The 22,307-nt window shown below is 55.5% G+C and carries 19 protein-coding genes and 1 pseudogene; 19 read left to right on the forward strand and 1 reads right to left on the reverse strand.

The annotated features are described in order from the left end of the window. Window positions 1–83: 83 nt before the first annotated feature. The 3 genes from APH33_RS18795 (at window position 84) to rpsA (ending at window position 4,775) form a co-directional block, all read left to right on the forward strand. Window positions 84–2,291: a bifunctional prephenate dehydrogenase/3-phosphoshikimate 1-carboxyvinyltransferase gene (locus tag APH33_RS18795; RefSeq protein ID WP_054886631.1), complete on the forward strand. Its 2,208-nt coding sequence runs from the start codon at window positions 84–86 to the stop codon at window positions 2,289–2,291. Further along, window positions 2,288–2,974, forward strand: a complete 687-nt coding sequence (gene cmk / locus APH33_RS18800) for a (d)CMP kinase (protein WP_054886603.1) — start codon at window positions 2,288–2,290, stop codon at window positions 2,972–2,974. Before APH33_RS18795 ends, cmk begins: the two co-directional genes overlap by 4 nt. Before the next feature lie 124 nt (window positions 2,975–3,098). Next, the gene (gene rpsA / locus APH33_RS18805) at window positions 3,099–4,775 is read left to right on the forward strand and encodes a 30S ribosomal protein S1 (RefSeq protein ID WP_012313291.1); all 1,677 of its coding nucleotides are present in this window, start codon (window positions 3,099–3,101) and stop codon (window positions 4,773–4,775) included. Between the two features lie 145 nt (window positions 4,776–4,920). Here rpsA and APH33_RS18810 read toward each other — a convergent pair whose 3' ends face one another. Beyond that, the gene (locus APH33_RS18810; RefSeq protein WP_054886604.1) at window positions 4,921–5,514 is read right to left on the reverse strand and encodes a hypothetical protein; all 594 of its coding nucleotides are present in this window, start codon (window positions 5,512–5,514) and stop codon (window positions 4,921–4,923) included. A 355-nt stretch (window positions 5,515–5,869) separates the two neighbouring features. Here APH33_RS18810 and ihfB point away from each other — a divergent pair, with 355 nt between their 5' ends. The 16 genes and pseudogenes from ihfB (at window position 5,870) to APH33_RS18880 (ending at window position 22,306) form a co-directional block, all read left to right on the forward strand. After that, on the forward strand, window positions 5,870–6,166 hold the full coding sequence (ihfB, locus tag APH33_RS18815) for an integration host factor subunit beta (RefSeq protein ID WP_054886605.1): 297 nt from the start codon (window positions 5,870–5,872) through the stop codon (window positions 6,164–6,166). 18 nt (window positions 6,167–6,184) lie between these two features. Next, the gene (locus tag APH33_RS18820; protein ID WP_054886606.1) at window positions 6,185–6,448 is read left to right on the forward strand and encodes a lipopolysaccharide assembly protein LapA domain-containing protein; all 264 of its coding nucleotides are present in this window, start codon (window positions 6,185–6,187) and stop codon (window positions 6,446–6,448) included. Between the two features lie 102 nt (window positions 6,449–6,550). Further along, window positions 6,551–7,975: an MBL fold metallo-hydrolase RNA specificity domain-containing protein gene (locus APH33_RS18825; protein ID WP_054886607.1), complete on the forward strand. Its 1,425-nt coding sequence runs from the start codon at window positions 6,551–6,553 to the stop codon at window positions 7,973–7,975. Window positions 7,976–8,190: 215 nt separating this feature from the next. After that, complete coding sequence (locus tag APH33_RS18830) at window positions 8,191–9,240, forward strand: LPS O-antigen chain length determinant protein WzzB (RefSeq protein WP_054886608.1); 1,050 nt, start codon at window positions 8,191–8,193, stop codon at window positions 9,238–9,240. Window positions 9,241–9,408: 168 nt separating this feature from the next. Further along, window positions 9,409–10,788: a Wzz/FepE/Etk N-terminal domain-containing protein gene (locus APH33_RS18835; RefSeq protein ID WP_256218674.1), complete on the forward strand. Its 1,380-nt coding sequence runs from the start codon at window positions 9,409–9,411 to the stop codon at window positions 10,786–10,788. Window positions 10,789–11,425: 637 nt separating this feature from the next. Beyond that, window positions 11,426–11,977, forward strand: a pseudogene (rfbC, locus tag APH33_RS27715) (dTDP-4-dehydrorhamnose 3,5-epimerase); the annotation flags it as partial. Beyond that, window positions 11,951–12,418 carry an FdtA/QdtA family cupin domain-containing protein gene (locus APH33_RS27720; RefSeq protein ID WP_256218675.1) on the forward strand — a complete coding sequence of 156 codons (468 nt, stop codon included), beginning with the start codon at window positions 11,951–11,953 and terminating at the stop codon, window positions 12,416–12,418. The pseudogene rfbC and the gene APH33_RS27720, both read left to right, overlap by 27 nt. Further along, entirely contained in the window at window positions 12,393–12,860 is a 468-nt protein-coding gene (locus APH33_RS26815; protein WP_082433652.1) for an acyltransferase, read from the forward strand. The genes APH33_RS27720 and APH33_RS26815 overlap by 26 nt, the downstream gene beginning before the upstream one ends. Further along, on the forward strand, window positions 12,853–13,950 hold the full coding sequence (locus APH33_RS18845) for a DegT/DnrJ/EryC1/StrS aminotransferase family protein (RefSeq protein ID WP_054886610.1): 1,098 nt from the start codon (window positions 12,853–12,855) through the stop codon (window positions 13,948–13,950). The genes APH33_RS26815 and APH33_RS18845 overlap by 8 nt, the downstream gene beginning before the upstream one ends. A gap of 144 nt (window positions 13,951–14,094) precedes the next feature. Further along, a complete protein-coding gene (locus APH33_RS18850; protein ID WP_054886611.1) occupies window positions 14,095–15,366 on the forward strand; it encodes an O-antigen translocase in 1,272 nt (423 codons plus the stop codon). A gap of 42 nt (window positions 15,367–15,408) precedes the next feature. Beyond that, complete coding sequence (locus APH33_RS18855) at window positions 15,409–16,314, forward strand: glycosyltransferase family A protein (RefSeq protein WP_054886612.1); 906 nt, start codon at window positions 15,409–15,411, stop codon at window positions 16,312–16,314. Then, window positions 16,311–17,654, forward strand: coding sequence for a hypothetical protein (locus tag APH33_RS18860; RefSeq protein WP_156351981.1), 1,344 nt, complete (start codon window positions 16,311–16,313; stop codon window positions 17,652–17,654). Before APH33_RS18855 ends, APH33_RS18860 begins: the two co-directional genes overlap by 4 nt. Further along, window positions 17,654–18,541: a glycosyltransferase family 2 protein gene (locus tag APH33_RS18865; protein WP_054886614.1), complete on the forward strand. Its 888-nt coding sequence runs from the start codon at window positions 17,654–17,656 to the stop codon at window positions 18,539–18,541. Before APH33_RS18860 ends, APH33_RS18865 begins: the two co-directional genes overlap by 1 nt. Before the next feature lie 39 nt (window positions 18,542–18,580). After that, window positions 18,581–20,506, forward strand: a complete 1,926-nt coding sequence (asnB, locus tag APH33_RS18870; protein WP_054886615.1) for an asparagine synthase (glutamine-hydrolyzing) — start codon at window positions 18,581–18,583, stop codon at window positions 20,504–20,506. Window positions 20,507–20,533: 27 nt separating this feature from the next. After that, window positions 20,534–21,340, forward strand: coding sequence for a glycosyltransferase (locus APH33_RS18875; RefSeq protein ID WP_054886616.1), 807 nt, complete (start codon window positions 20,534–20,536; stop codon window positions 21,338–21,340). Window positions 21,341–21,346: 6 nt separating this feature from the next. Then, window positions 21,347–22,306 carry an NAD-dependent epimerase/dehydratase family protein gene (locus tag APH33_RS18880; RefSeq protein ID WP_054886617.1) on the forward strand — a complete coding sequence of 320 codons (960 nt, stop codon included), beginning with the start codon at window positions 21,347–21,349 and terminating at the stop codon, window positions 22,304–22,306. Window position 22,307 lies beyond the last annotated feature (1 nt).

Consider the following 22,307-nt stretch of genomic DNA (forward strand, 5'->3'; position numbering starts at 1 on the left):
CCCCAATGGGCCTCACATACTGCCTAGATTTCTGAACAGGGTTCGCACCAGTGGTAAATGCAGCAAAAACCAAACCCGCGCCAATCATCAACCGCCTGGTCGTAGTCGGCCTCGGCCTGATCGGTGGCTCCTTCGCCAAGGGCCTGCGTGAAAGCGGCCTGTGCCGCGAAGTGGTCGGCGTCGATCTGGACGCCCCGTCGCGCAAGCTGGCTGTCGAGCTGGGCGTGGTCGACCGTTGCGAAGAAGACCTCGCGGCCGCCTGCATCGGCGCCGACGTCATTCAGCTCGCCGTGCCGATCCTGGCCATGGAAAAGGTCCTCGCCCGCCTGGCCCGGCTTGACCTCGGCAATGCCGTGATCACCGACGTCGGCAGCGCCAAGGGCAATGTCGTGCGTGAAGCGCGTGCCGTCTTCGGTGAGCGCCTGCCGCGCTTCGTGCCCGGCCACCCCATCGCCGGTTCCGAGCAGAGCGGGGTAGAGGCCTCCAACGCTGCCCTGTTCCGTCGGCACAAGGTCATCCTTACGCCGCTGGAAGAGACCGACCCCGCCGCCCTGGCACTGGTCGACCGCCTGTGGCGTGCGCTGGATGCCGATGTCGAGCACATGCCGGTGGCGCGCCATGACGAAGTGCTGGCTGCCACCAGTCACCTGCCGCACCTGCTGGCCTTTGGCTTGGTCGATTCGCTGGCCAAGCGCAATGAAAACCTCGACATCTTCCGGTACGCTGCGGGAGGTTTCCGCGATTTCACGCGGATCGCCGGTAGCGACCCGACCATGTGGCACGACATCTTCCTCGCCAACCGCGAGGCAGTCCTGCGCACCCTGGACACATTTCGCAGCGACCTCGACGCCTTGCGCGACGCAGTCGATGCTGGGGACGGGCACCAGCTGCTGGGTGTTTTCACTCGTGCACGCGTTGCCCGCGAGCATTTCAGTAAAATCCTGGCCCGCCGGGCCTATGTGGACGCTATGAACGCCAACGATCTGATTTTCCTGGCCCAACCGGGTGGCCGCCTGACCGGGCGAATCCGCGTACCGGGCGACAAGTCGATTTCCCACCGTTCGATCATGCTCGGCTCGCTGGCCGAAGGCACGACCGAAGTCGAAGGTTTCCTCGAAGGCGAGGACGCCCTGGCGACCCTGCAGGCATTCCGTGACATGGGTGTGGTCATCGAAGGCCCGAACCATGGCCGCGTGACCATCCACGGCGTCGGCCTGCACGGCCTCAAGCCGCCACCTGGACCGCTTTACGTCGGCAACTCCGGCACCTCGATGCGCCTGCTCTCCGGCCTGCTGGCCGGCCAGCCGTTCGATGTCACCATGACCGGCGACGCCTCGCTGTCCAAGCGCCCGATGAACCGCGTGGCCAACCCGCTGCGCGAAATGGGCGCGGTGGTCGAGACTGGCCCGGACGGCCGACCGCCACTGACGATTCGTGGCGGTAGCAAGCTGAAGGCGCTGACCTACACGCTGCCGATGGCCAGTGCCCAGGTCAAATCCTGCCTGCTGCTGGCGGGCCTGTATGCCGAAGGCAAGACCACCGTCACCGAGCCGGCCCCGACCCGTGACCACACCGAGCGCATGCTGCGCGGCTTCGGTTACGCGGTCGAGAGCAACGGCCCGGTCGCTTCGCTGCAATCCGGTGGCAAGCTCACCGCTACCCGTATCGAAGTGCCGGCAGACATCTCGTCGGCGGCGTTCTTCCTGGTGGCTGCGTCGATTGCCGAAGGCTCCGAGCTGGTGCTCGAGCACGTTGGCATCAACCCGACCCGCACCGGCGTGATCGACATCCTGCGCCTGATGGGCGGCGACATCACTCTGGAGAATCAGCGTGAAGTCGGCGGCGAGCCCGTGGCCGACCTGCGCGTGCGCGGCGCCAGGCTCAAGGGTATCGATATCCCTGAAGAGCTGGTGCCGCTGGCCATCGACGAGTTCCCGGTACTGTTCGTTGCCGCTGCCTGCGCCGAAGGGCGTACCGTGCTGCGTGGCGCCGAAGAGCTGCGGGTGAAGGAGTCCGACCGCATCCAGGTCATGGCCGACGGCCTGATTACCCTGGGCATCAAGTGCGAGCCGACCCCGGACGGCATAATCATCGACGGCGGCCAGCTCGGCGGTGGCGAAGTGCACGGTCACGGTGACCACCGAATCGCCATGGCCTTCAGCGTTGCCTCGCTGCGTGCCAGTGCGCCGATCCGCATCCATGATTGCGCCAACGTCGCCACCTCGTTCCCCAACTTCCTCAAGCTGTGCGCCGACGTCGGCATCCGCGTCGCCGAAGAGGGCAAAGCGTGAATAGCCTGGCACCGGTCATCACCATCGACGGCCCGAGCGGCTCCGGTAAAGGTACGGTCGCCGGGCTGCTGGCCCGCGAGCTCGGTTGGCACCTGCTGGATTCCGGCGCGCTCTACCGCTTGCTGGCCTTCAACGCCAGCAATCACGGCGTCGACCTGACCAACGAAGAGCTGCTGACGAAGCTTGCCGCCCATCTGGATGTGCAGTTCATCGCCGCCCAGCCCGGTAAGCTTCAACAGACAATTCTCGAGGGCGAGGACGTCAGCCAGGTCATCCGTACCGAAACCGTCGGTGCCGGTGCTTCGATGGTCGCCTCGCTGCCAGCAGTGCGTGATGCGCTGCTGGAGCGCCAGCGGGCGTTCCGTGAAATGCCAGGCCTGATTGCAGACGGTCGCGACATGGGTACCGTGGTGTTCCCGGACGCGCCGCTGAAGGTGTTCCTCACCGCCAGTGCCGAGGAGCGCGCCCGTCGCCGCTACCTGCAGTTGAAGGGCAAGGGCGAAGATGTTAGTCTGTCGAGTCTGCTAGATGAGATTCGTGCGCGTGATGAACGTGACACCCAGCGTGCAGTGGCCCCGCTGAAACCAGCGGCCGATGCCATTCAGCTGGACTCTACCGAGTTGTCCATCGAGCAGGTGTTGCAACGTATCAGGAGCGAGCTCGCCCAGCGCGACTTGGTCTGATAGCCAGGAGAGCAGGCGGGGGCACCAGTCAACGTCCTGCCGGCTTTCCTTTACTTAAAACAAACCCACATTGTCTGGAATGTGGCGATGGGCGTCTGTTTCGCCCGAATCTACAGGAATTAAAATGAGCGAAAGCTTTGCAGAACTCTTTGAAGAAAGCCTGAAAACCCTCAATCTTCAGCCGGGTGCCATCATCTCCGGTATCGTTGTCGACATCGACGGCGACTGGGTTACCGTACACGCTGGCCTGAAGTCCGAGGGCGTCATCCCGCTCGAGCAGTTCTACAACGAAGCTGGCGAGCTGACCATCAAGGTCGGTGACGAAGTTCACGTTGCGCTGGACGCGGTCGAAGACGGCTTTGGCGAAACCAAACTGTCCCGTGAAAAAGCCAAGCGCGCCGAGTGCTGGATTGTTCTGGAAGCAGCTTTCGCCGCCGAAGAAGTGGTCAAGGGCGTTATCAACGGTAAGGTTAAGGGCGGCTTCACTGTCGACGTTAACGGCATCCGTGCGTTCCTGCCGGGCTCCCTGGTTGATGTCCGCCCAGTGCGCGACACCACCCACCTGGAAGGCAAAGAGCTGGAATTCAAGGTCATCAAGCTGGACCAGAAGCGCAACAACGTTGTCGTTTCCCGTCGCAGCGTGCTGGAAGCCGAGAACTCCGCCGAGCGCGAAGCCCTGCTGGAAACCCTGCAGGAAGGCCAGCAAGTCAAAGGTATCGTCAAGAACCTCACCGACTACGGCGCATTCGTGGACCTGGGCGGTATCGACGGCCTGCTGCACATCACCGACATGGCCTGGAAGCGCATCAAGCACCCATCGGAAATCGTTAACGTTGGCGACGAAGTCGACGTACGCGTTCTGAAGTTCGACCGTGAGCGCAACCGCGTTTCCCTGGGTCTGAAGCAGATGGGCGAAGATCCGTGGGTCGCTATCACTGCACGTTACCCAGAAGGTACCCGTGTACAGGCTCGCGTTACCAACCTGACCGACTACGGCTGCTTCGCTGAGCTGGAAGAAGGCGTTGAAGGTCTGGTACACGTTTCCGAAATGGACTGGACCAACAAGAACATCCACCCGTCGAAAGTCGTTCAGGTTGGCGACGAAGTGGAAGTCATGGTTCTGGACATCGACGAAGAGCGTCGTCGTATCTCCCTGGGCATCAAGCAGTGCAAGTCCAACCCATGGGAAGACTTCTCCGGCCAGTTCAACAAGGGTGACAAGATCACCGGTACCATCAAGTCGATCACCGACTTCGGTATCTTCATCGGTCTGGACGGCGGCATCGACGGCCTGGTTCACCTGTCCGACATCTCCTGGAACGAAACCGGCGAAGAAGCCGTACGTCGTTTCAAGAAGGGCGACGAGCTGGAAACCGTCATCCTGTCGGTTGACCCAGAGCGCGAGCGCATCTCCCTGGGCATCAAGCAGCTGGAAGACGATCCGTTCTCCAACTTCGTTGCTGTCAACGACAAGGGCGCTATCGTCAAGGGCATCGTGAAAGAAGTTGACGCCAAAGGCGCCATCGTCACCCTGGCCGACGACATCGAAGCCACTCTGAAAGCTTCCGAAATCAGCCGTGACCGCGTTGAAGACGCGCGTAACGTCCTGAAGGAAGGCGAAGAGATCGAAGCCAAGATCATCAGCGTTGACCGCAAATCGCGCGTCATCAGCCTGTCGATCAAGTCGAAAGACGACGCTGAAGAGCGTGAAGCCATCCAGAGCCTGAAAAACGCTCCGGAAGCGGCTGCCGACACCACCATGGCTGCGCTGCTGCGCGAAGCAATGGCCAAGCAGAACTGAGTTCTGTTTGATCGGTAAAAAGGGGTGGCCTTCGGGCCACCCTTTTTTTGCCTGCGATTTCGTGGATGTAGTGTGTTTCGTGCAGGGCGGTTTAATACGGCGTCAAGCCACCGAGAGCACGGGGGAAGCCCTTGGGCTCTCCAGCTCAGCGAGCAGCAGTTTGTTCGCTTGGGGTGCCGACTGCCGAGTTAGCGCCCAAGGTTTTGAGGTCTGCTGCCGAAGGTGTGAACGTGACGGTATAGCGACTCAGGTCGCTTTCGTTTCGCTGGAAATGCACTGCGACTCGCTTGCCTTGCCACGAGATGGTCTTCATCTCATAGGAAGCACCCGAGCTTAGCTGGATCCGGCGGCTCAAGCTCGAGCTAGGTTGCCCCAGGGTATCCGTCAGAAAATCATTGACCAATTCGAGGCTGCTGGAATTGCCGGTCAACATCAGCTGACTGACAGCGTCGTCTTTCACGGCCGCGAAAAGCTGGTATCCAGAACTGATCGGAAGGTAGGGCAATCCGTGAATCTCATACTTGTCAGGATCCGTGGTGCTTGTCCGGCACAGCGTCGCTTGGCGTGGGCTGCTGTCAGGGCATTCGGGAACCTGGGCTTTGAAGTCGCCCTGAAACGGGACGCCTAGAAACTCTGATGGCTCATTGTCCCAAGGCTGCGGCTGGCCGCCGGATTGAGCAAAGCTGACCGAGGTGCTTAAGAGGGTCGCAAGTGCGAGCGAAAGGGGAGAGATCCGCATAAACGATCCTTGTGAGTACGACTCAACGAGCAAGGTAGGATAGGTATTTTGGAATCCGCTTTAAGTCAGATCAAAGCAGATACGTCTTACTCGCGATTATGACAAATCCTACAAGGCTTAGGTGTGTCGCGCTGACGATTTTCACGTATACGCTGGCTACATTTCCGATTTATGACATCAACGCTGCCTCTAGCAACAACGGCATGCCCCCCAAAAGAGGGGGTCAGCTCTTATTTCTTAACAATCCAATCTTGAATTTTTTTATTAAGTCAAGAACCACCCTGTTCAAATCCTTCCGGGCGTGCTACAAACTGATTAAGCAATGATCTAGCTGCTTGATAACGAAGGGAAAAATATGACGAAGTCGGAGCTGATCGAACGTATTGTCACCCATCAGGGGCTGCTCTCGTCCAAGGACGTGGAGTTGGCCATCAAGACCATGCTTGAACAGATGTCCCAATGCCTGGCCACCGGAGATCGTATCGAAATCCGCGGTTTCGGCAGTTTCTCCTTGCACTATCGCGCTCCGCGGGTAGGTCGCAACCCCAAGACCGGCCAGTCGGTCGAGCTCGAAGGCAAGTTCGTGCCGCATTTCAAACCGGGCAAAGAGCTGCGTGACCGGGTCAACGAAGAAGAGCACGAGCACACTTGAGTCAGAAGGAGCAGTCTGATGCGTAACCTGAAGCGCGCCCTGGCGGCGATGTTTGTGCTGCTGCTGGCGGCTGTCGTGTTGTTCTTCGTGCTGGAGAATCAGCAGGCCGTGTCACTGGTGCTCTTCGGTTGGTCGGCTCCGGCCTTGCCTGTGGCGGTACCTGTGCTTGCGGCTCTGGTCGTGGGCCTGGCTGTTGGTCCGCTGCTTGGTGCTTATGGGGTGCAGCGTAGCAAACGCAAGATTCGCGCATCTGCACGCCAAGCGCTGCTCGACGGCAATTGATGAAGGCGCCTACAGCTTCGTAGGAAAGCTTCACCTATGCGCGCAGTTGGGGGAGTGGAGTAATAGGCATCCATTCAGAAGCCCAGGCGAGCGCTTATTCATATGCAATTCCCTAGCATTTCCCATCACGGTGGTACCCACGGCGTAACCGGTTCCTGCCACCGGCTCCATCTGGATTCGACTACCAGCCTGTTGGTGGATTGCGGCCTGGAGCAGGGCGCCGAGGCGCCCTCAGGGGCGGGTTCGCTGCCTCCCGATTTTGCAGTGCAGGGTATCCAGGCGCTGGTGATCACTCACGTGCATCTCGACCATGTCGGGCGAATCCCGGCACTGCTCGCCGCGGGTTATCGTGGCCCGATCCTTTGCAGTGAGCCATCTGCAAAGTTGTTGCCACTTGTTCTGGAAGATGCCTACAAGCTGACCATCAGCAGCGAGCCTGCCCACGTAGCACGATACCTTGAGATCATCGATAGTCTGGTAGTGCCGGTTCCCTTTGGGAATTGGCACACAGTGGTCGAAAAATCCGAACTCAAGTGCATGATTCGTTTGCAGCGTGCCGGGCATTTACTGGGCTCCGCCTATGTGGAATGTGATGTGCAAACGGCGGACGTCAATCAGCGTATCGTCTTCTCCGGTGACCTTGGTCACGAAGGTAATCCATTGATGCGCCAGTTACAGCCACCGGAGCGGGCTGATGTTCTGGTATTGGAAAGCACCTACGGTGACCGCCTTCATCCGGATCGCAGTGATCGCCAGCAGCAGCTCGAGCGGGTCATCGATCGCGCGCTGCAGGACCGTGGCACCATCCTCATTCCCGCATTCAGCCTGGGCCGCACCCAGGAGTTGTTGTTCGAGCTCGAAGATATCCTTCACCGCAAGGGGCTTGGCGACCCTGCTGTAGTGCAGGGCGATGACACCTATGCATGGTCGCAGCTACCCATAATTCTCGACTCGCCATTGGCACAGCGTATTACGGGTGTCTATCGACAGCTGCATGACTACTGGAATGACGAGGCCAGAGCGCGGTTGGATCAGGGGCGCGACCCCTTGGGGTTTGGTCAGCTGGTTTGCGTCGATACACACGCACGTCACCGGCAGGTGGTGAATTACCTGAAGAGCACCGGACGCCCGGCGATTGTCGTTGCTGGGAATGGGATGTGCTCAGGCGGGAGGATTGTCGGCTATCTCAAGGCGATGCTGGCGGACCCGCGGCATGAGGTGGTGTTTGTTGGCTACCAGGCCAAGGGCACTCCTGGGGCTGAGATCCAGGCTAGTGAAGGTGCGGAAGGATTTGTGCGGATTGATCTGGATGGTGAGCTGTATGAGATCCGGGCCAAGGTGGTTTCGCTTGGAGGCTATTCGGCGCATGCGGATCAGGCGGGGCTGGTGAGATTTGCGCGGGGTTGTAATGCGCGGCAGGTAGTGTTGGTGCATGGTGAGGGACGGGCGAAGCAGGTGCTGGCACGGGTATTGAGGGAAACGTTTGCGGCGGCGGGAAATGAGCTGAGCGTCACGATTGCGGAATGACCGTTGGGCGGGAAGTGCGTAATCTGGAAAAAAGTGAGGAACTTCCTTAGGTCGGCTCTCTCTACTACTGATTAATGCGAAGTGACTGAAAGATCGCGAGCAGGTTGGCAAATTGCCTCTACGCTTGACCCGAGAGGGGTGGGAGGGCCTTGCGGCTTGGAGGTGGCCCCCCCTCTGTTGACGCAATCAGACGGACCCAAGGAAAAAAAGACTAAATGCGCAATGAACGCGAGCGCCTGAGTGGTAGTGACGAGATTGACCTGGTTGAGCTTGTGCAGGGGATTTGGCGGCAAAAGCTTTGGGTTGTGATGGTGGCAATTCCAGTTATTGCTTTGGGTTTGGCTTACGTGATGCTGGTTTCACCGGTGTATGAGGCGAAACTTTACATTCGGCCTCCTACCCAGAATGAGATTGCACAGCTCAATTTCGGTCGAGGGGAAGGTACGGGGCTCGCGCCGCTGAGCGCGAAGGATGTATACAGCATCTATTTGAAGTCTCTTCAATCTGAGGCGGTGCGGGATAAATTCTTCCGAAATGCCTTCCTGCCAACGCTGACTCAAGATGAACGAGCGGGGTCGCGTGATGCCTTGTACACCCAGTTCAACAGCATGCTTACCGTAGCCTTGGTCGCCAGGGATATTCCTGACAGGTATGTGATTACAGCGAGCCTTGAAGATCCGAGGCTTGCGGCGATCTGGGTATCCAACTATGCCGAAATGGCTGCGGATCGGGCGAAGGAGGAGTTGCTTGGTGGGACGCGCAGCGACATATCGATCTTGGCGGATAACCTTGAGCAGCAGATCCGGGCTTCTCGTGCCAGTGCGGCGAATCAGCGCGCAGATCAGATCGCTCAGCTCAATGAGGCATTGCGGATTGCGAAATCCATAGGTTTGGAAAAGCCGCCGATCATCTCTAATACCTTATCCAGTGAGGTGTCTGCAGGGATGGGCGGTGCACTCACCTACATGCGTGGTACAAAAGCGCTGGAGGCGGAAATAGCCAATCTTGAAGCTCGCCCATCAAATGACCCGTACATTCCGAATCTTCGTGAGCGGCAAGAGAAGCTCAACTTTTTGCGCAATCTGAAAATCGATCCATCGCTGGTAGCTATGTATCAGCAGGACGGGGCAGTTTCTCCCCCCGATAAGCCGGTAAAGCCGCGAAAAGCGATCATCATGGCGTTCGCGGTACTCGCCGGGATCGTGATCGGGGCCTGCGTGGCCTTGGGGCGTGATCGTTGGTTGAGGCGAAAAAACAGCTTTTGAGGGAACTTGGCGTGCCAGTCATGGTCGCAAGTCGTTGTTGTCTGGTTCGGAAGGTGCAACAATGCACCTTCTCCGCCGATGACATGGATAGCTGGAAGAAGGTGCACGAAGCGCTTGCCAACTCTGCCTGTCTTGGGTAAACCACCGCTAGCAAGCAGGCTAACCATCGTGAACATTGATCCTCGCGGCTCCTACATGGCCGCTTCAGGTGAAGCAGACCTCTTTGACCTTTTTCGCACTATCTGGCGCAGGCGCGCATTCATCGCTGCCCTCGGTTTTTTGTTTGCAATCATCGGTGTTGCGGTTGCCTACGTCATCCCCCCTGAGTATGAAGCGTCCACCACGCTGCGCCCCGTTGAGCTTAATCAGCTGGATGCGTTGAATCGCTCAAAAATCTACTCGCTCCCCCCTGCAGAAGCCCTGAGGAGAGTCGGTGCGAGATTGGACTCCTACAGTGCGCGGCTGGATTACTTCCGTTCCAGGCCCGAGCTTGTCAACGCCTTCCAGGAAGAAGGACAGAGTCTTGAGCAAGCTTTTCAAGAATTCAATAATACTGCGCTTAGCCTAGAACAGGCTGATTCGAAGAAGGCTAATTTGCTAAGTGACTTCATCGGGTTGAAATTGCGTTACGGCAGAGATATCAATGGCGCAGCGGTGCTTAATGATTTCGTTGATTATGCTATGGAGCAGGAGCGTGCTCAGTTATCAAGGGATATGCAGATTATTCTGGCTAACCGCTTGGTTGAAGTAGATGCCAAGTTAAGTAATGCCCTAGCTGAATATCGGACCGGTAACGAGGGTCGTATCGCTCGCCTTGAAGAAAATGACTCCATCAAGCGAGCGCAATTAAATGATGAACTCAAGGCATTGCGTGTACAGCTAAAGTTGCAGCGTGAGGCGCGTTTGGCAGAGCTTGATGAAGCCATAGGTATTGCCCGTAGTCTGGGCCTGAAAAAGCCTTCCACACCCTCTTTGATGGCTGATGAGGTTTCTGGAAGTGGCAACATCATTCGTACCGAAGTAAATGGCAGGCCGGTTCCGCTTTATTTTATGGGGACAGAAGTGCTTGAGGCTGAGCGTTCTGCTTTGCGCAAGCGTGCCTCGGATGATTTTGTAGAGCCCAGAATCGGCGAAATTCGTAAAGAGCTCCTGTTGCTTTCCAACAACCGTAGCGTCGAGGCTATCAAGGCTCGGGACAATGATCAGAACTTTCTGGAAGGTGTCGAAGCGCTGCGGGCTGAGCGCGTGCGACTGCAAAACATTGATACGCAGCTGCAAGGCTTGCAACTGGTCAGTATTGATCAGCGAGCCGTCGCATCCGCTAAGCCTATAAAGCCGCGCAAAGCACTGATTGTCATGTTCACTTTCCTTGTTGGTGTAATGCTTGGGATCGTCATGGCGCTTGTACGGGCTGCTTACAAGACAAATCTGCGGCGTATGCGAACCGTTGAGGTTGCTGGTACTGTGTCGAATGTTTTGCCGGAAGGGCTCTCGCGTCAAGTCAATGTTCTTTTGCCCGAGACGCAGCTCAGTGCTGCAAAAAGCTGATTTATAGAATTTTTGGCTTTTAGCGAAGATACCTGTTTGTAGGCGCTGTTGAGGGGCTGTCTGTAATTGGGGCGGCTCCGTTTTTATCTGGCAAAAAGCAGGGTGCCTGGGGTCAAGGCCCTGGGAGGTGTTGGCGGCCTGTTTGGGCCGTTGGTCCGATGGCTTAATTAAATGAAAATTGTTTCGATGCGCAGAGGGTTGATTTTGTCGTGACCTACGCATTGGAAGGCGTTCAAGCCTTGTCAAATACGCAGCGGCGGACAACTTATGGTCTCTAAAGGCGCATAACCCCATGATTATGTTAGGAAGTTTTTCCTCGGCCCGTTTGGAGGAGGGCTGGCGCTGTGTGTGCGGGCGTGGTTGGAAGTGATCAACGCGCTGCGAGGGCCCAAGGCAAAATGCTGTGGTCTCAACAGTGGTTCACTGGCAAAATGAGTGGCTGCATCGTTGTGATCATGGCGTGGCGTACGCAGCAGTCCTTTGGGCTGGCAGGTGTCGCAAAATGTGTGATGGGTGACGCACCAGCTGTGAATTGCGCTTATGAAGCTTTGGCTTAAAGAACGACGTGCTGTAAGTGTAGTTGGGAAATGTTGTGTGACAGGGATGAATCTGTCGATATTTATATGAGGTTGGCTGAGTGAAGCTTACAAAGACAGACATTGCCGAAATTGTCATTATCGAACCAACAATCTTCGAGGATGAGCGGGGCTGGTTTTACGAGTTTTACAGTGAGCCTAAATTTCACGCGCTGTTGAGGGCGTGTGATTTGCCGGTGCCGCGCCCGTTCATCCAAGAAAACTGCTCGATGTCGAAGAAAGGAGTTGTCCGAGGATTGCATTACCAGCTGTCGCCTTGTTCGCAGGGCAAGCTCGTCAATGTGAGTCAAGGCGCTGCTTATGATGTTGCAGTCGATATTCGTAAAGGTTCACCGACGTTCGGGCAGTGGGTTGGCGTAACGTTGTCCGCAGCGAACCGAAAGATGCTTTGGATTCCCGAAGGCTTCGCTCATGGTTTCATGGCGCTTGAGGATGACACTGTATTCCAGTACCGCACGACGGATACCTACTCCAAGGTTCATGAGCGGAGCCTGGCCTGGGATGATCCTGATCTGGCAATTGACTGGCCGACGACGGTTGCTCCGGTGGTGAGTGAGAAGGATCGGATGGCGCCGACTTTCACCAAGGCTGAACACACGGATTATCTGATACCCGGTAAAGTAGATATCGTTGAGCTGGAATCGCACAGCGATGACCGTGGTAGTTTGATTGGTATTGAGAAGAACCTCAATATTCCGTTCTCGATCAGGCGTATCTATTATATTTTCGGTACCCAGCAAGGTGTCAGCAGGGGCTTCCACGCGCACCGTGATTTGCAACAATTGATCATCTGTGTCTCGGGAAGTTGCCGGATGGTGCTGGATGACGGCCGCGAACGGGTCGAGCATATTATTGATCGGCCAAACAAAGCAATTTTTGTTCGTAATATGGTCTGGCGCGAGATGCACGATTTCAGTGAGGATTGCGTGCTGGTGGTCGTGGCAAGTGAAGTGTATGACGAGCGCGACTATATTCGTGATTATCGGGATTTCAAGAGGCTGATTGGCAATGGCCAGTATTCACAAGTTGTCTGATGTTCAAACAGATGATGTAGGTGAGGGCACGCGAATCTGGCAGTATGCCGTGGTATTGCGGGGTGCTCGAATCGGCAGGGATTGTAATGTTTGTGCACATACCTTCATCGAAGGCGGCGTTGCCATAGGTGACAACGTAACCATCAAATGTGGTGTGTACCTGTGGGAAGGGGTCAGCGTCGAGGATAATGTCTTCATTGGTCCCAACGCTACGTTCACCAATGACAAGATACCCCGCTCCAGGCAGTATCCCGAGGCGTACGCAAAAACGCTACTCAAAGAAGGTTGCAGCATAGGCGCAAATGCAACTCTGCTACCGGGTATCACGATCGGCAAGCATGCGATGGTTGGCGCTGGTGCTGTTGTTACAAGAGATGTGCCTGACTACGCTGTCGTAGTCGGTAATCCTGCCAAAATAATCAGGGAGTTGGGTCGTGATTGATTTTTTGAGCCTGAAAGCGGTCAATCATCAATATCGGGACGAGTTGTTGAAGGCCTGTGCTGATGTTATCGATTCAGGCTGGTACATCAATGGTGGTGCGCTGAAGCGCTTCGAGAGTAATTTTGCCGACTACTGCGGCGTCAAATTTTGTATTGGGGTCGCGAATGGCCTTGATGCGTTGACCCTGACGCTCAAAGCTTGGAAGTTGCTCGGGCGATTGAAGGATGGCGATGAAGTCATCGTTCCAGGAAATACCTACATTGCCAGTGTGCTCGCCATCACTGAAAGTGGCCTGACGCCGGTGCTTGTAGAGCCCGATCCTGCGACCTTCAATATCGAGCCCGAAGCAGTTCGCGCAGCCGTTAACTCACGTACCAGGGTGATTCTACCTGTACACCTGTACGGGCGTATTGCGCCCATGCCGGCGATCCGTGCAATTGCTGAAGAATTTGGCCTGTTAGTACTTGAGGATTCTGCCCAGGCGCACGGTGCCGCAGTGCAGGGCAAGAGAGTCGGCGGTTGGGGCGACGCGTCCGGCTTCAGCTTCTATCCAGGCAAGAACTTGGGTGCTCTGGGGGATGGTGGTGCCATCACCACCAACGATTCCGAGTTGGCGGAAGTGCTTTGTGCCCTGCGCAATTATGGGTCACACGAGAAGTACAAAAACATTTACGTTGGCGTCAATAGCCGTCTTGATGAAATTCAGGCTGCCATGCTGGATGTGAAACTCAAGCATCTGGATGACGAGGTCGCGCGTCGTCGCCATATTGCCAAATGCTACGCCAAGGGTATCGAGAACTCGAGAATCGCATTGCCATCGCATGGCGATGAAGGCGAGCATGTCTGGCACTTGTATGTTGTCCGCACTGCCGCTCGCGACGCTCTACAGGCGCACCTGGCATCGAAGGGGGTACAGACCCTGGTTCACTACCCGATCCCGCCTCACAAGCAGCAAGCTTACCAGCACCTGAACGGGCTGAGCCTTCCCGTCACGGAGAGGATCCATGAGGAGGTGCTCAGCCTGCCGATGGATCCGACGATGACACAGGAAGCGATTGAGCACGTCATCGGCGCGTGTAACGGCTTCTAGTCCGTCGAAGAAGGGTCATGACCCTGTATGGCACTTTGCATGCCGGCAGGGCTCATGGCTTTTTGGCATTCCCAATGAACTGACGGCGCTGCTCGAGGTGTGCGTAGTGATTGGAAAGTTTGGTGCTTTTGCGGATCGATACAGATGAATCTCATCAAAACTAGCGTGCTCAACGGTATTGCGGTCGTCACTAAGATGTTGGCGCTGCTTGGTATCAATAAAATACTCGCTTTGTACGTTGGTCCGGCAGGGTACGCGGCCTTCGGTCAGTTTCAGAATGTGGTTGCCTTGATCACTACGCTGATTGGTGGTGCTTTTAACACGGGAGTTACCAAGTATACGGCCGAGTATGCGGATGATGCCAAGCGCCGGGTAGCCGTCTGGCGTACGGCCGGCACCTTGAGCGTTGTGGTAAGTCTGGTCATTGCGTGTGCATTGTTCTTTTTTCGTGAAGCGTTGGCGGAAAGATTGCTGAATGATGGCGGGCTTTCCGATGTGTTTGCCTGGTTTGCTGTGGGTTTGGTGTTTCTTATTTTGAATACCTTTCTTCTGGCGGTGCTGAATGGCCTCAAGGAGATCGCCCGGTATGTGGTCTGCAATATTGCAGGTAGCGTACTTTCCGTACTGATTACGGCTGTTCTGGTCCATTTTTATGGGCTCAAAGGTGCGCTCATCGCGTTGGCTACGTATCAGTCCGTGGCCTTTTTTTCCACGCTGGTCGTGTGTCGCCGCTTGAAGTTTTTCAATTTTTCCATGCTCTTTGGTCAGCTGGATAAAGGTGTCGTCAGGAACCTGTTGAAATATGCGGTGATGGCAATCGTTTCGGCGGCCTGCCTTCCTGTCACCCAGATGTTGATCCGGAGCGAGATTGGACAGACGCTGGGGTGGCATGCGGCTGGATACTGGGAAGCCATGTGGCGTTTGAGTTCTGCCTATTTGATGATGGCGACCACGACCTTGTCGATCTACTTCCTGCCACGACTATCAGAGCTCAAGACGTATCCAGAGTTGATGGCTGAAATCGGTTTTGGGTACCGGGTTATCTTGCCATTGACTGTCTTGGCAGCGGTGGTGATCTATTTGCTGAGAGAGCCCATCGTACTGTTTTTGTTCAGTGCTGATTTTGTACCTGTCACTGACTTGTTTGCCTGGCAGTTGGTCGGTGATGCACTCAAGATTGGCAGCTGGATCATTGCTTATGTCATGTTGGGCAAGGCAATGTTCAAGGCTTTTATTTTTACTGAAATAATTGGGTCGTTATTGTTTTATGTGTTGGCGGTATTTCTGATCAGGGCGGTGGGGCTTGAGGGTGTCGTCATGGCCTATGCCCTGAACTATGCCATCTATTGGATCCTTGTGTGGGTAGTGATTCGCAGGAATTTACGGACTATGAGGCCTGCAGTCGAAGCGGTATAGCTGGCTTTTTTCCTTGAATTGATGCGTGCAGGAGCTTACAAGATGCTGACAGTGGTTATACCGTCTTACAATCATGTTGATTATATTTCCGAGTCTTTGCAGGCTGCGTTGTCCATTGATGTGCCTGGCTTGAAAGTTTTGGTAATTGATGATGGCTCGACGGATGGCTCCGTCGCCAAAGTTTCAGCGTTAATTGAGCAACTGGGGGTTCAAGACAAAGTTTCGGTGGTGGCCAAGGCGAATGGTGGGTTGGTGTCGTCGCTCAATCTTGCGCTGACGTTGATTGATACCGAGTTTTGCTGGATTGTTGCGTCTGACGATATACTTGTGCCCCAGGGCGTGAAAGAACTCTGCCAGCGCATGGCGACTAACCCAGCACTCGGTTTTATCTTGGGGGGTGGGCGCTACTTCTACGAAAATGGAGTTGCAGGCCCGATCTACAAAGAGTCGCACCGCAGATTTTTTGACCTTGAAGAAAGCCGCAGGGCGCGCGAGATTTTTACCGACTTTCCATCGCCCATTCTGCTGCAGTCCAGTGCTTTTCGCGTTCGAGCGCTCAAGGAAGTGGGTGGATGGGATCCAGCGCTCAAGTGGGATGATTACCCGATGTTTGTAAAGTTGCTTAATCGCTACCCTGGCAAGGGGCGAGAATTTGACTTTGCGCCGGAAGTGGATTGCGTGAGGTATCGCCAGCATCCGAACAACACATACAAAAATATCGCAGGTCAATACTTCATGGTAAGGCAGACAATGCAAGCGTTGGCACCTGCTGATGTCAGGAGTAAGGCTATTTCACGAGCGCTGGCTTTTTATATGTTGCTGTCGCTGAAGAACAGGAATGCCGACTCGCTGTCTCGTATGTTGCGTGCCTCTGGTTTTTTTGAAATAGCGTCTGGTCTGAAGAATATGCCGATCGTTGCTCTTAAATATCTTTTGGGCAGAATATGAGTGATGTAAGCTTTTTTGAGTTTGCTTTCAGTCATGTGCTCTTGATGCTGGGGTGCATGTTGCTGACCAGCTTGCTTGCCTATTTGGCCGTGCGCCGACGTACGGTGCTGGGCTATATGGATCCGTTGCATTTTTACTGGACGTTTACGTTCGGTACGGCGTACGGAGTCGTCCTCGCGCTCTATGTCGGGGGATATGTCGACTCCTTTTATTTTGCAGTCGTGATGGCCTACGCTGGGGTTTTTCTGCTGAGTTTCCGGATGGGGTTTTACCTGAGGAGCGGGCTGCATTCCGTGGTCGGAGTATTTTTGGTGCCTAGAGGAAAGGGCCGCTTCGAATTTTACTTCGTACTTTTAGCTTATAGCTTGCTGGCGTTATTTTTGATGTGGAAGACCGGCTTTGGTGTGAATGCCGAGTCAAATCGGTTCGAACAGAACCGGGGCGTGGGGGCGTTCGTCAGGGTTGCGGATGGTTTTCGGCTGTTTATTTTGAGCTACCTCGCGTTGATGTGTTTTGAGCGCTGGAGAGCGCATAAGCGAGGTTTGATTACCTGGGGATTGGTTTCTTTCTATCTTGGGTTGTTGGTGCTCAGTTCTCTTCTCAATGGTGCAAAGTTTGCAATTCTAGAAGGTATATACGCCTCGCTGTTCGCGCTCGCGGTTCAGGGCTACAGGCTACGCTTGGGCATCGGCAAGGTGTTTGCAATTTTTTCTGTTGTTCTGTTTTTTGCCATCTGGGTTCTTAGCAGAAATCTTGAGCAGGCGGGTGTCGATGATGCTTCTACGGGTGTCTACATGCAGGAAACGCCCATTCTTTACGAGCGTCTCGCGCTGAGGGTGTTGGCGAATGCGGACAAGTACTATTTGTCTCTGCCCAATGGTGTTATTGAGGATCTGAAAACCGATAGCGCGCTTATCCAGTTACTGGCACCTCTGGTCAGTATTACGAAAATGAGTGAGTTGGTCGGGCATCCAGTAAATGATTACACCGTAGGTCGTCAAGCGTTGCTGTATTGGTACCCTGACTATGATGTGGCGGGGGGGCCAACCAGCCATTTTGACCTGTTCTCCTACAAGTATTTTGGCCTGGCCCCAGGACTGTTGTTTGCTGCCTTTATCGGATTCTTCCTGTCGGCAATTGCGTCCTTGAGTCGATTTGATGGCGGTCCGTTCTATGCAGCCATCTGCGCAACGCTGTGGCTTCGCTCCATTCCCGTGCTGCTGGAGCCCGCGACGGGTTTGGCGTACGTGCTGGATATTTTTACATTGTTTTTCATTGTCAAGCTTTTTGGTGCGCTTCTTCGCGGGTCGAGCTTGCAGAGTGCTAAGGTGGGTGCCTAGTGGCTGATAACCTGGATGGTTTAAAAGTTTCGATTGTCTTGACGACCTACAACCCCGATGCGGGTGGGCTTCTTGAAAATCTGCGGTCTTACGCCGAGCAAGTGGGGGCCGTAGTCATTACGGATAACTCCGACTTGGCAGAAAAACAGCGTGAAGTTGCGCAAGTTGCCAGCCACTTTGGCAATGTGCAGGTCAATGCATTACTCACCAATGCCGGTATTGCCGTCGCTCAGAACCGCGGGATGCAAGCCGCCAAGGCACTCGGCAGCGAATTCGTCATCGAAATGGACCAGGACTCCAAGTTGCCCGCGGGTTACGTTAGCAATCTGATGCGCCGATTCAAAGAGTTGACGGATAAAGGGATCAAGGTAGGCGGCATCGGCCCCCTCGCTGTACGCAAGGACAGTGATGAGGTCTATGACGGACTCAGCCGCTCCGGCGATGTGATCGAGGTTGAATACACCTTGAGTTCCGGCTTTCTCATGCGTTTTGATGCCATTGACGCAGTCGGCCTGAAGAACGAGGACCTGTTCATCGATTTCGTCGACTGGGAATGGTGCTGGCGCAGTCGCGAGCGCGGCTATCGGATCTTTATCGACACCACCCTGGAAATATCCCACATGCTGGGCGATGGCCATAAAAAAATCCTTGGCCAGAGCATTGGCATGCCATCCCCCATCCGCCATTATTACCAGTTCCGCAATTTTATCTACCTGTTGGGCAAGCCCTTTGTCCCAGGCAAGTGGAAGTTGAAATACAGTGCCATCATGCTGGCGAAGTTGTGCCTGATTCCGTTGTGCTTCGATAGAAAAGTGAAACGGTTGAGCTTCGCGATTACAGGGATAAAAGACGCCATTCGTGGCGCTTGGGGAAAGATTGGAGAATGAATATGCTTTCTCGTTACGCGTCGATTGAGGGCAATTGAGATGTGCGGTTTCGCAGGGCTTCTCTCTCATTCGGCGCTAGGTAGTGATGCCGACAAGATTCTGGAAAACATGGGCCTTGCGATCGAACATCGCGGCCCTGATTCCAGCGGTATCTGGTCTGATGCCGCTTCAGGTATCGGCCTTTCCCATCGGCGGCTCTCGATCATGGATGTATCCAGCCATGGTGCTCAGCCCATGCGCTCCGCCAGTGGCCGTTACCTGATCGCCTTCAATGGCGAGATCTATAACCATGTTGACCTGAGAGACAAGCTTGCCCGTGAGCAACATGTCATTCAGTGGGTTGGGCATTCAGATACCGAAACGTTGCTCGCATGCTTCGAGGTCTATGGCATTGAAGCGACGCTTTCGCAGTTGCATGGCATGTTTGCCATTGCGCTATGGGATCGTGAACAGGCGCAATTGACGCTGATGCGTGATCGGTTGGGCGAGAAGCCGCTTTACTACGGTTGGCTGGGCGAGGTGTTTCTGTTCGGTTCGGAGCTCAGGGCGTTGAAAGCTGCGCCTGGATTCGAATCTCCGGTGGACCCGCAAGCACTTTCGCTGTTCCTGCAGTACGGCTACGTCCCCGCGCCGTTATCGATCTATGCCCGCGTCAGTAAACTGATGCCCGGCGAGTACCTGCAGGTGTCTCGGCGTGATCCCCAGCCTGTGACACGGGCGTACTGGAGCGTTGATGAGGTCATTCGCAGCGGCTTGAACGCACCGTTTCAGGGAACTGCGGATGAAGCCGTCACCGCGTTGGAAGGCAAACTGAAGGCGACCATCGGCAGGCAGATGCTTTCCGATGTGCCCTTGGGGGCATTCTTGTCCGGTGGTGTGGATTCGTCCCTGATCGTGGCGCTGATGCAGGCCCAGTCTTCGGAGAAGATCAAGACCTTCTCGATTGGCTTCGACGACCCACGCTTCAATGAAGCGCCATACGCCAAGGAGGTCGCCCAGCACATCGGCACGGAGCATGAGGAGCTTTATGTCAGTGCCAGGCAGGCGCTGGATGTGGTCCCGATGCTTCCTGACATATGGGACGAACCATTCGCCGATCCTTCGCAGATTCCCACATTCCTGGTTTCCAAGCTGGCTAAGGGGCAGGTGACCGTTTCGCTTTCCGGCGATGGTGGTGATGAACTGTTCTGCGGGTACAACCGTTATCTAGTGGCGGGTAAGTTGTGGCGTTACATGAAGCCGATTCCTGCTGGTCTCAGGGCGGGCGTAGGGCGGTTGCTGACCACCGTGGAACCGGGGGGCTGGGACTCGCTTGGCCGATGGTTGCCCGGTAGCAAGGGGCTGGGCAGTATCGGCGACAAGGTCCATAAGCTGGCCGGAGTGTTTGCCGCCCGCGGGCCGCATGACGTCTACAACAACATCGTCTCGAATCACGCACAAGCGAAAGACTTGCTGCTGAAGCCGGTAGTCGATTCCCGTCCGTCGCGGCAGGCAAATTACGGTTTGTGTAACGTACAGCAGATGATGGCCTGGGATCTGAAAGAATATTTGCCGGGCGATATTCTGACCAAGCTTGACCGGGCAGCAATGGCCGTGTCGCTGGAAGGGCGAGCGCCGTTCCTGGATCACTCGGTAGTGGAGTTCGCCTGGTCGTTGCCCCTTGAATACAAGTTCCGGGAGGGGGAGACCAAGTGGGCGCTCAAGCAGGTGCTCTACAAGCATGTCGATCGCGCGTTGATCGACCGCCCCAAGATGGGGTTTGGCGTGCCGTTGAGGGACTGGCTGATCGGCCCGCTGCGAGACTGGGCGCAAGCCTTGCTGGATGCCCGGAAGCTGCGTAGCGAAGGTCATTTCAATGTGGATGCCGTGCAGGCGCTCTGGCAAGAGCACCTCGGTGGCAAACGGAATCATGCGGCAATTCTCTGGAACGTACTGATGTTCCAGGCTTGGCTGGCGCGTCAGTAGTGTGAATATTGCAAAGGGATCAGAGCTGTGACTGCTGACTTTTCCGTACTTATCTCGGTTTACGCATCGGAGAAACCCGAGTTTCTGGCAGCATGCCTGGACAGCTTGACGGCACAGACCTGTACCGCGCAGGAAGTGGTGGTCGTCGAGGATGGGGCGATAGCGGATTCGTTGAAGGCGGTAATCGAACAATTTCGGTCGAAGCTACCGATCGTTTCGGTGGTGCTACCGGTAAACGTGGGGCTGGCCAATGCGCTCAATGAAGGGCTGAAGTATTGCACCCATGAACTTGTCGCGCGGATGGATACCGATGACATCTGCCTGCCAGAGCGATTCGAACGACAGCTGAAGCATTTGCAAGACCACCCCGAGGTGGCTGTGCTGGGTGCGATGGTTGAAGAATACGACGTAACCATGACGCAGTCGTTGGGGCCGCGCAGATTGCCGCTGGACCATGACGCCCTGTGCGCATTTGCCAAACGCCGCAGCCCGCTCAGCCACCCGACCGTCATGTTCCGCAAGCCAGCAGTGCAGGCGGTGGGCGGCTACCCGAGCTTCAGGAAGGCTCAAGACTACGCGTTGTGGTCGCTGATGTTGCAAAAGGGGTACAGGATTGAGAACCTGCCGGACATTCTTTTGAAGATGCGTGCAGGCAGTGAGTTGATGCAGCGGCGTGGCAAGGACTATCTCAAGCATGAGCTCGCTATCATCCGGTTCCAGAAGGATATCGGTTTTATCAGTGGCGGGGCGTTTGTCGTCAACACGATGTTGCGTTCGATCGTCCGTCGGTCTCCCGCATTTCTTAAACAATTGCTATACAAATTCGCACGGTAGGCGTAAATGAAAATTTTGATTACCGGCGCAGCCGGATTTATCGGGCATGCGCTGATCAAGGCCTTGTCTGCTACCGCCGAGCAGTTGGTAGGTATGGATAACCTCAATGATTATTATGACGTCAGCCTCAAGGAAGCGCGGCTCAAGGATCTTGAGAGTATTGAAAACTTCACGTTCATCCGTGCGGATCTTGTCGACGGCGTAGCGATCGACAGTGTCTTTTCCACTTATAAATTCGACTGTGTGGTGAACTTGGCTGCCCAGGCAGGCGTCCGCTACTCGCTCGATAATCCGATGGCCTATGTGCAGAGCAATGTCGTGGGTTTTCTGAATATCCTGGAAGGTTGCCGTAATCACAACGTCAAGCGCTTGTTCTACGCATCTTCAAGTTCTGTTTATGGGCTGAGCAAGGATGTTCCATTCTCGACTCAGCAATCGGTGGACCACCCGATCAGCCTGTATGCGGCGACCAAGAAGTCGAATGAGCTGATGGCACATACGTACTCTCATCTGTACGGGATTCAGACCATCGGCTTGAGATTTTTTACTGTCTACGGCCCGTGGGGCCGTCCCGATATGGCGATGTTCAAGTTCACCAAGGCGATTCTCGAAGGGAAGCCCATCGATGTGTATAACCATGGGCAACTGTCGCGCGACTTTACCTACATCGACGACATCATTTCCGGCATTCTCCGGTTGCTGCAGAAGCCTGACCTTGACGCCTGCGCGGTGTTCAACATCGGTCACGGCAGCCCGGTCAACCTGATGGACTTCATCCACGCCGTGGAAGCCGCAACAGGCATCGAAGCAAGCTGCAATTACCTGCCCATGCAGCCCGGTGACGTCGAGCAGACGTGGGCTGATACTCAAGGGTTGTTCGATGCCGTCGGGTACACACCGAATGTGCCTGTTCAGGAAGGGGCTGCAAAGTTTGTTGATTGGTACCGCTCGTACTACAAAATTTGAA

This window comes from Pseudomonas sp. NBRC 111130 (assembly GCF_001320485.1).
Taxonomy (GTDB): domain Bacteria; phylum Pseudomonadota; class Gammaproteobacteria; order Pseudomonadales; family Pseudomonadaceae; genus Aquipseudomonas; species Aquipseudomonas vlassakiae.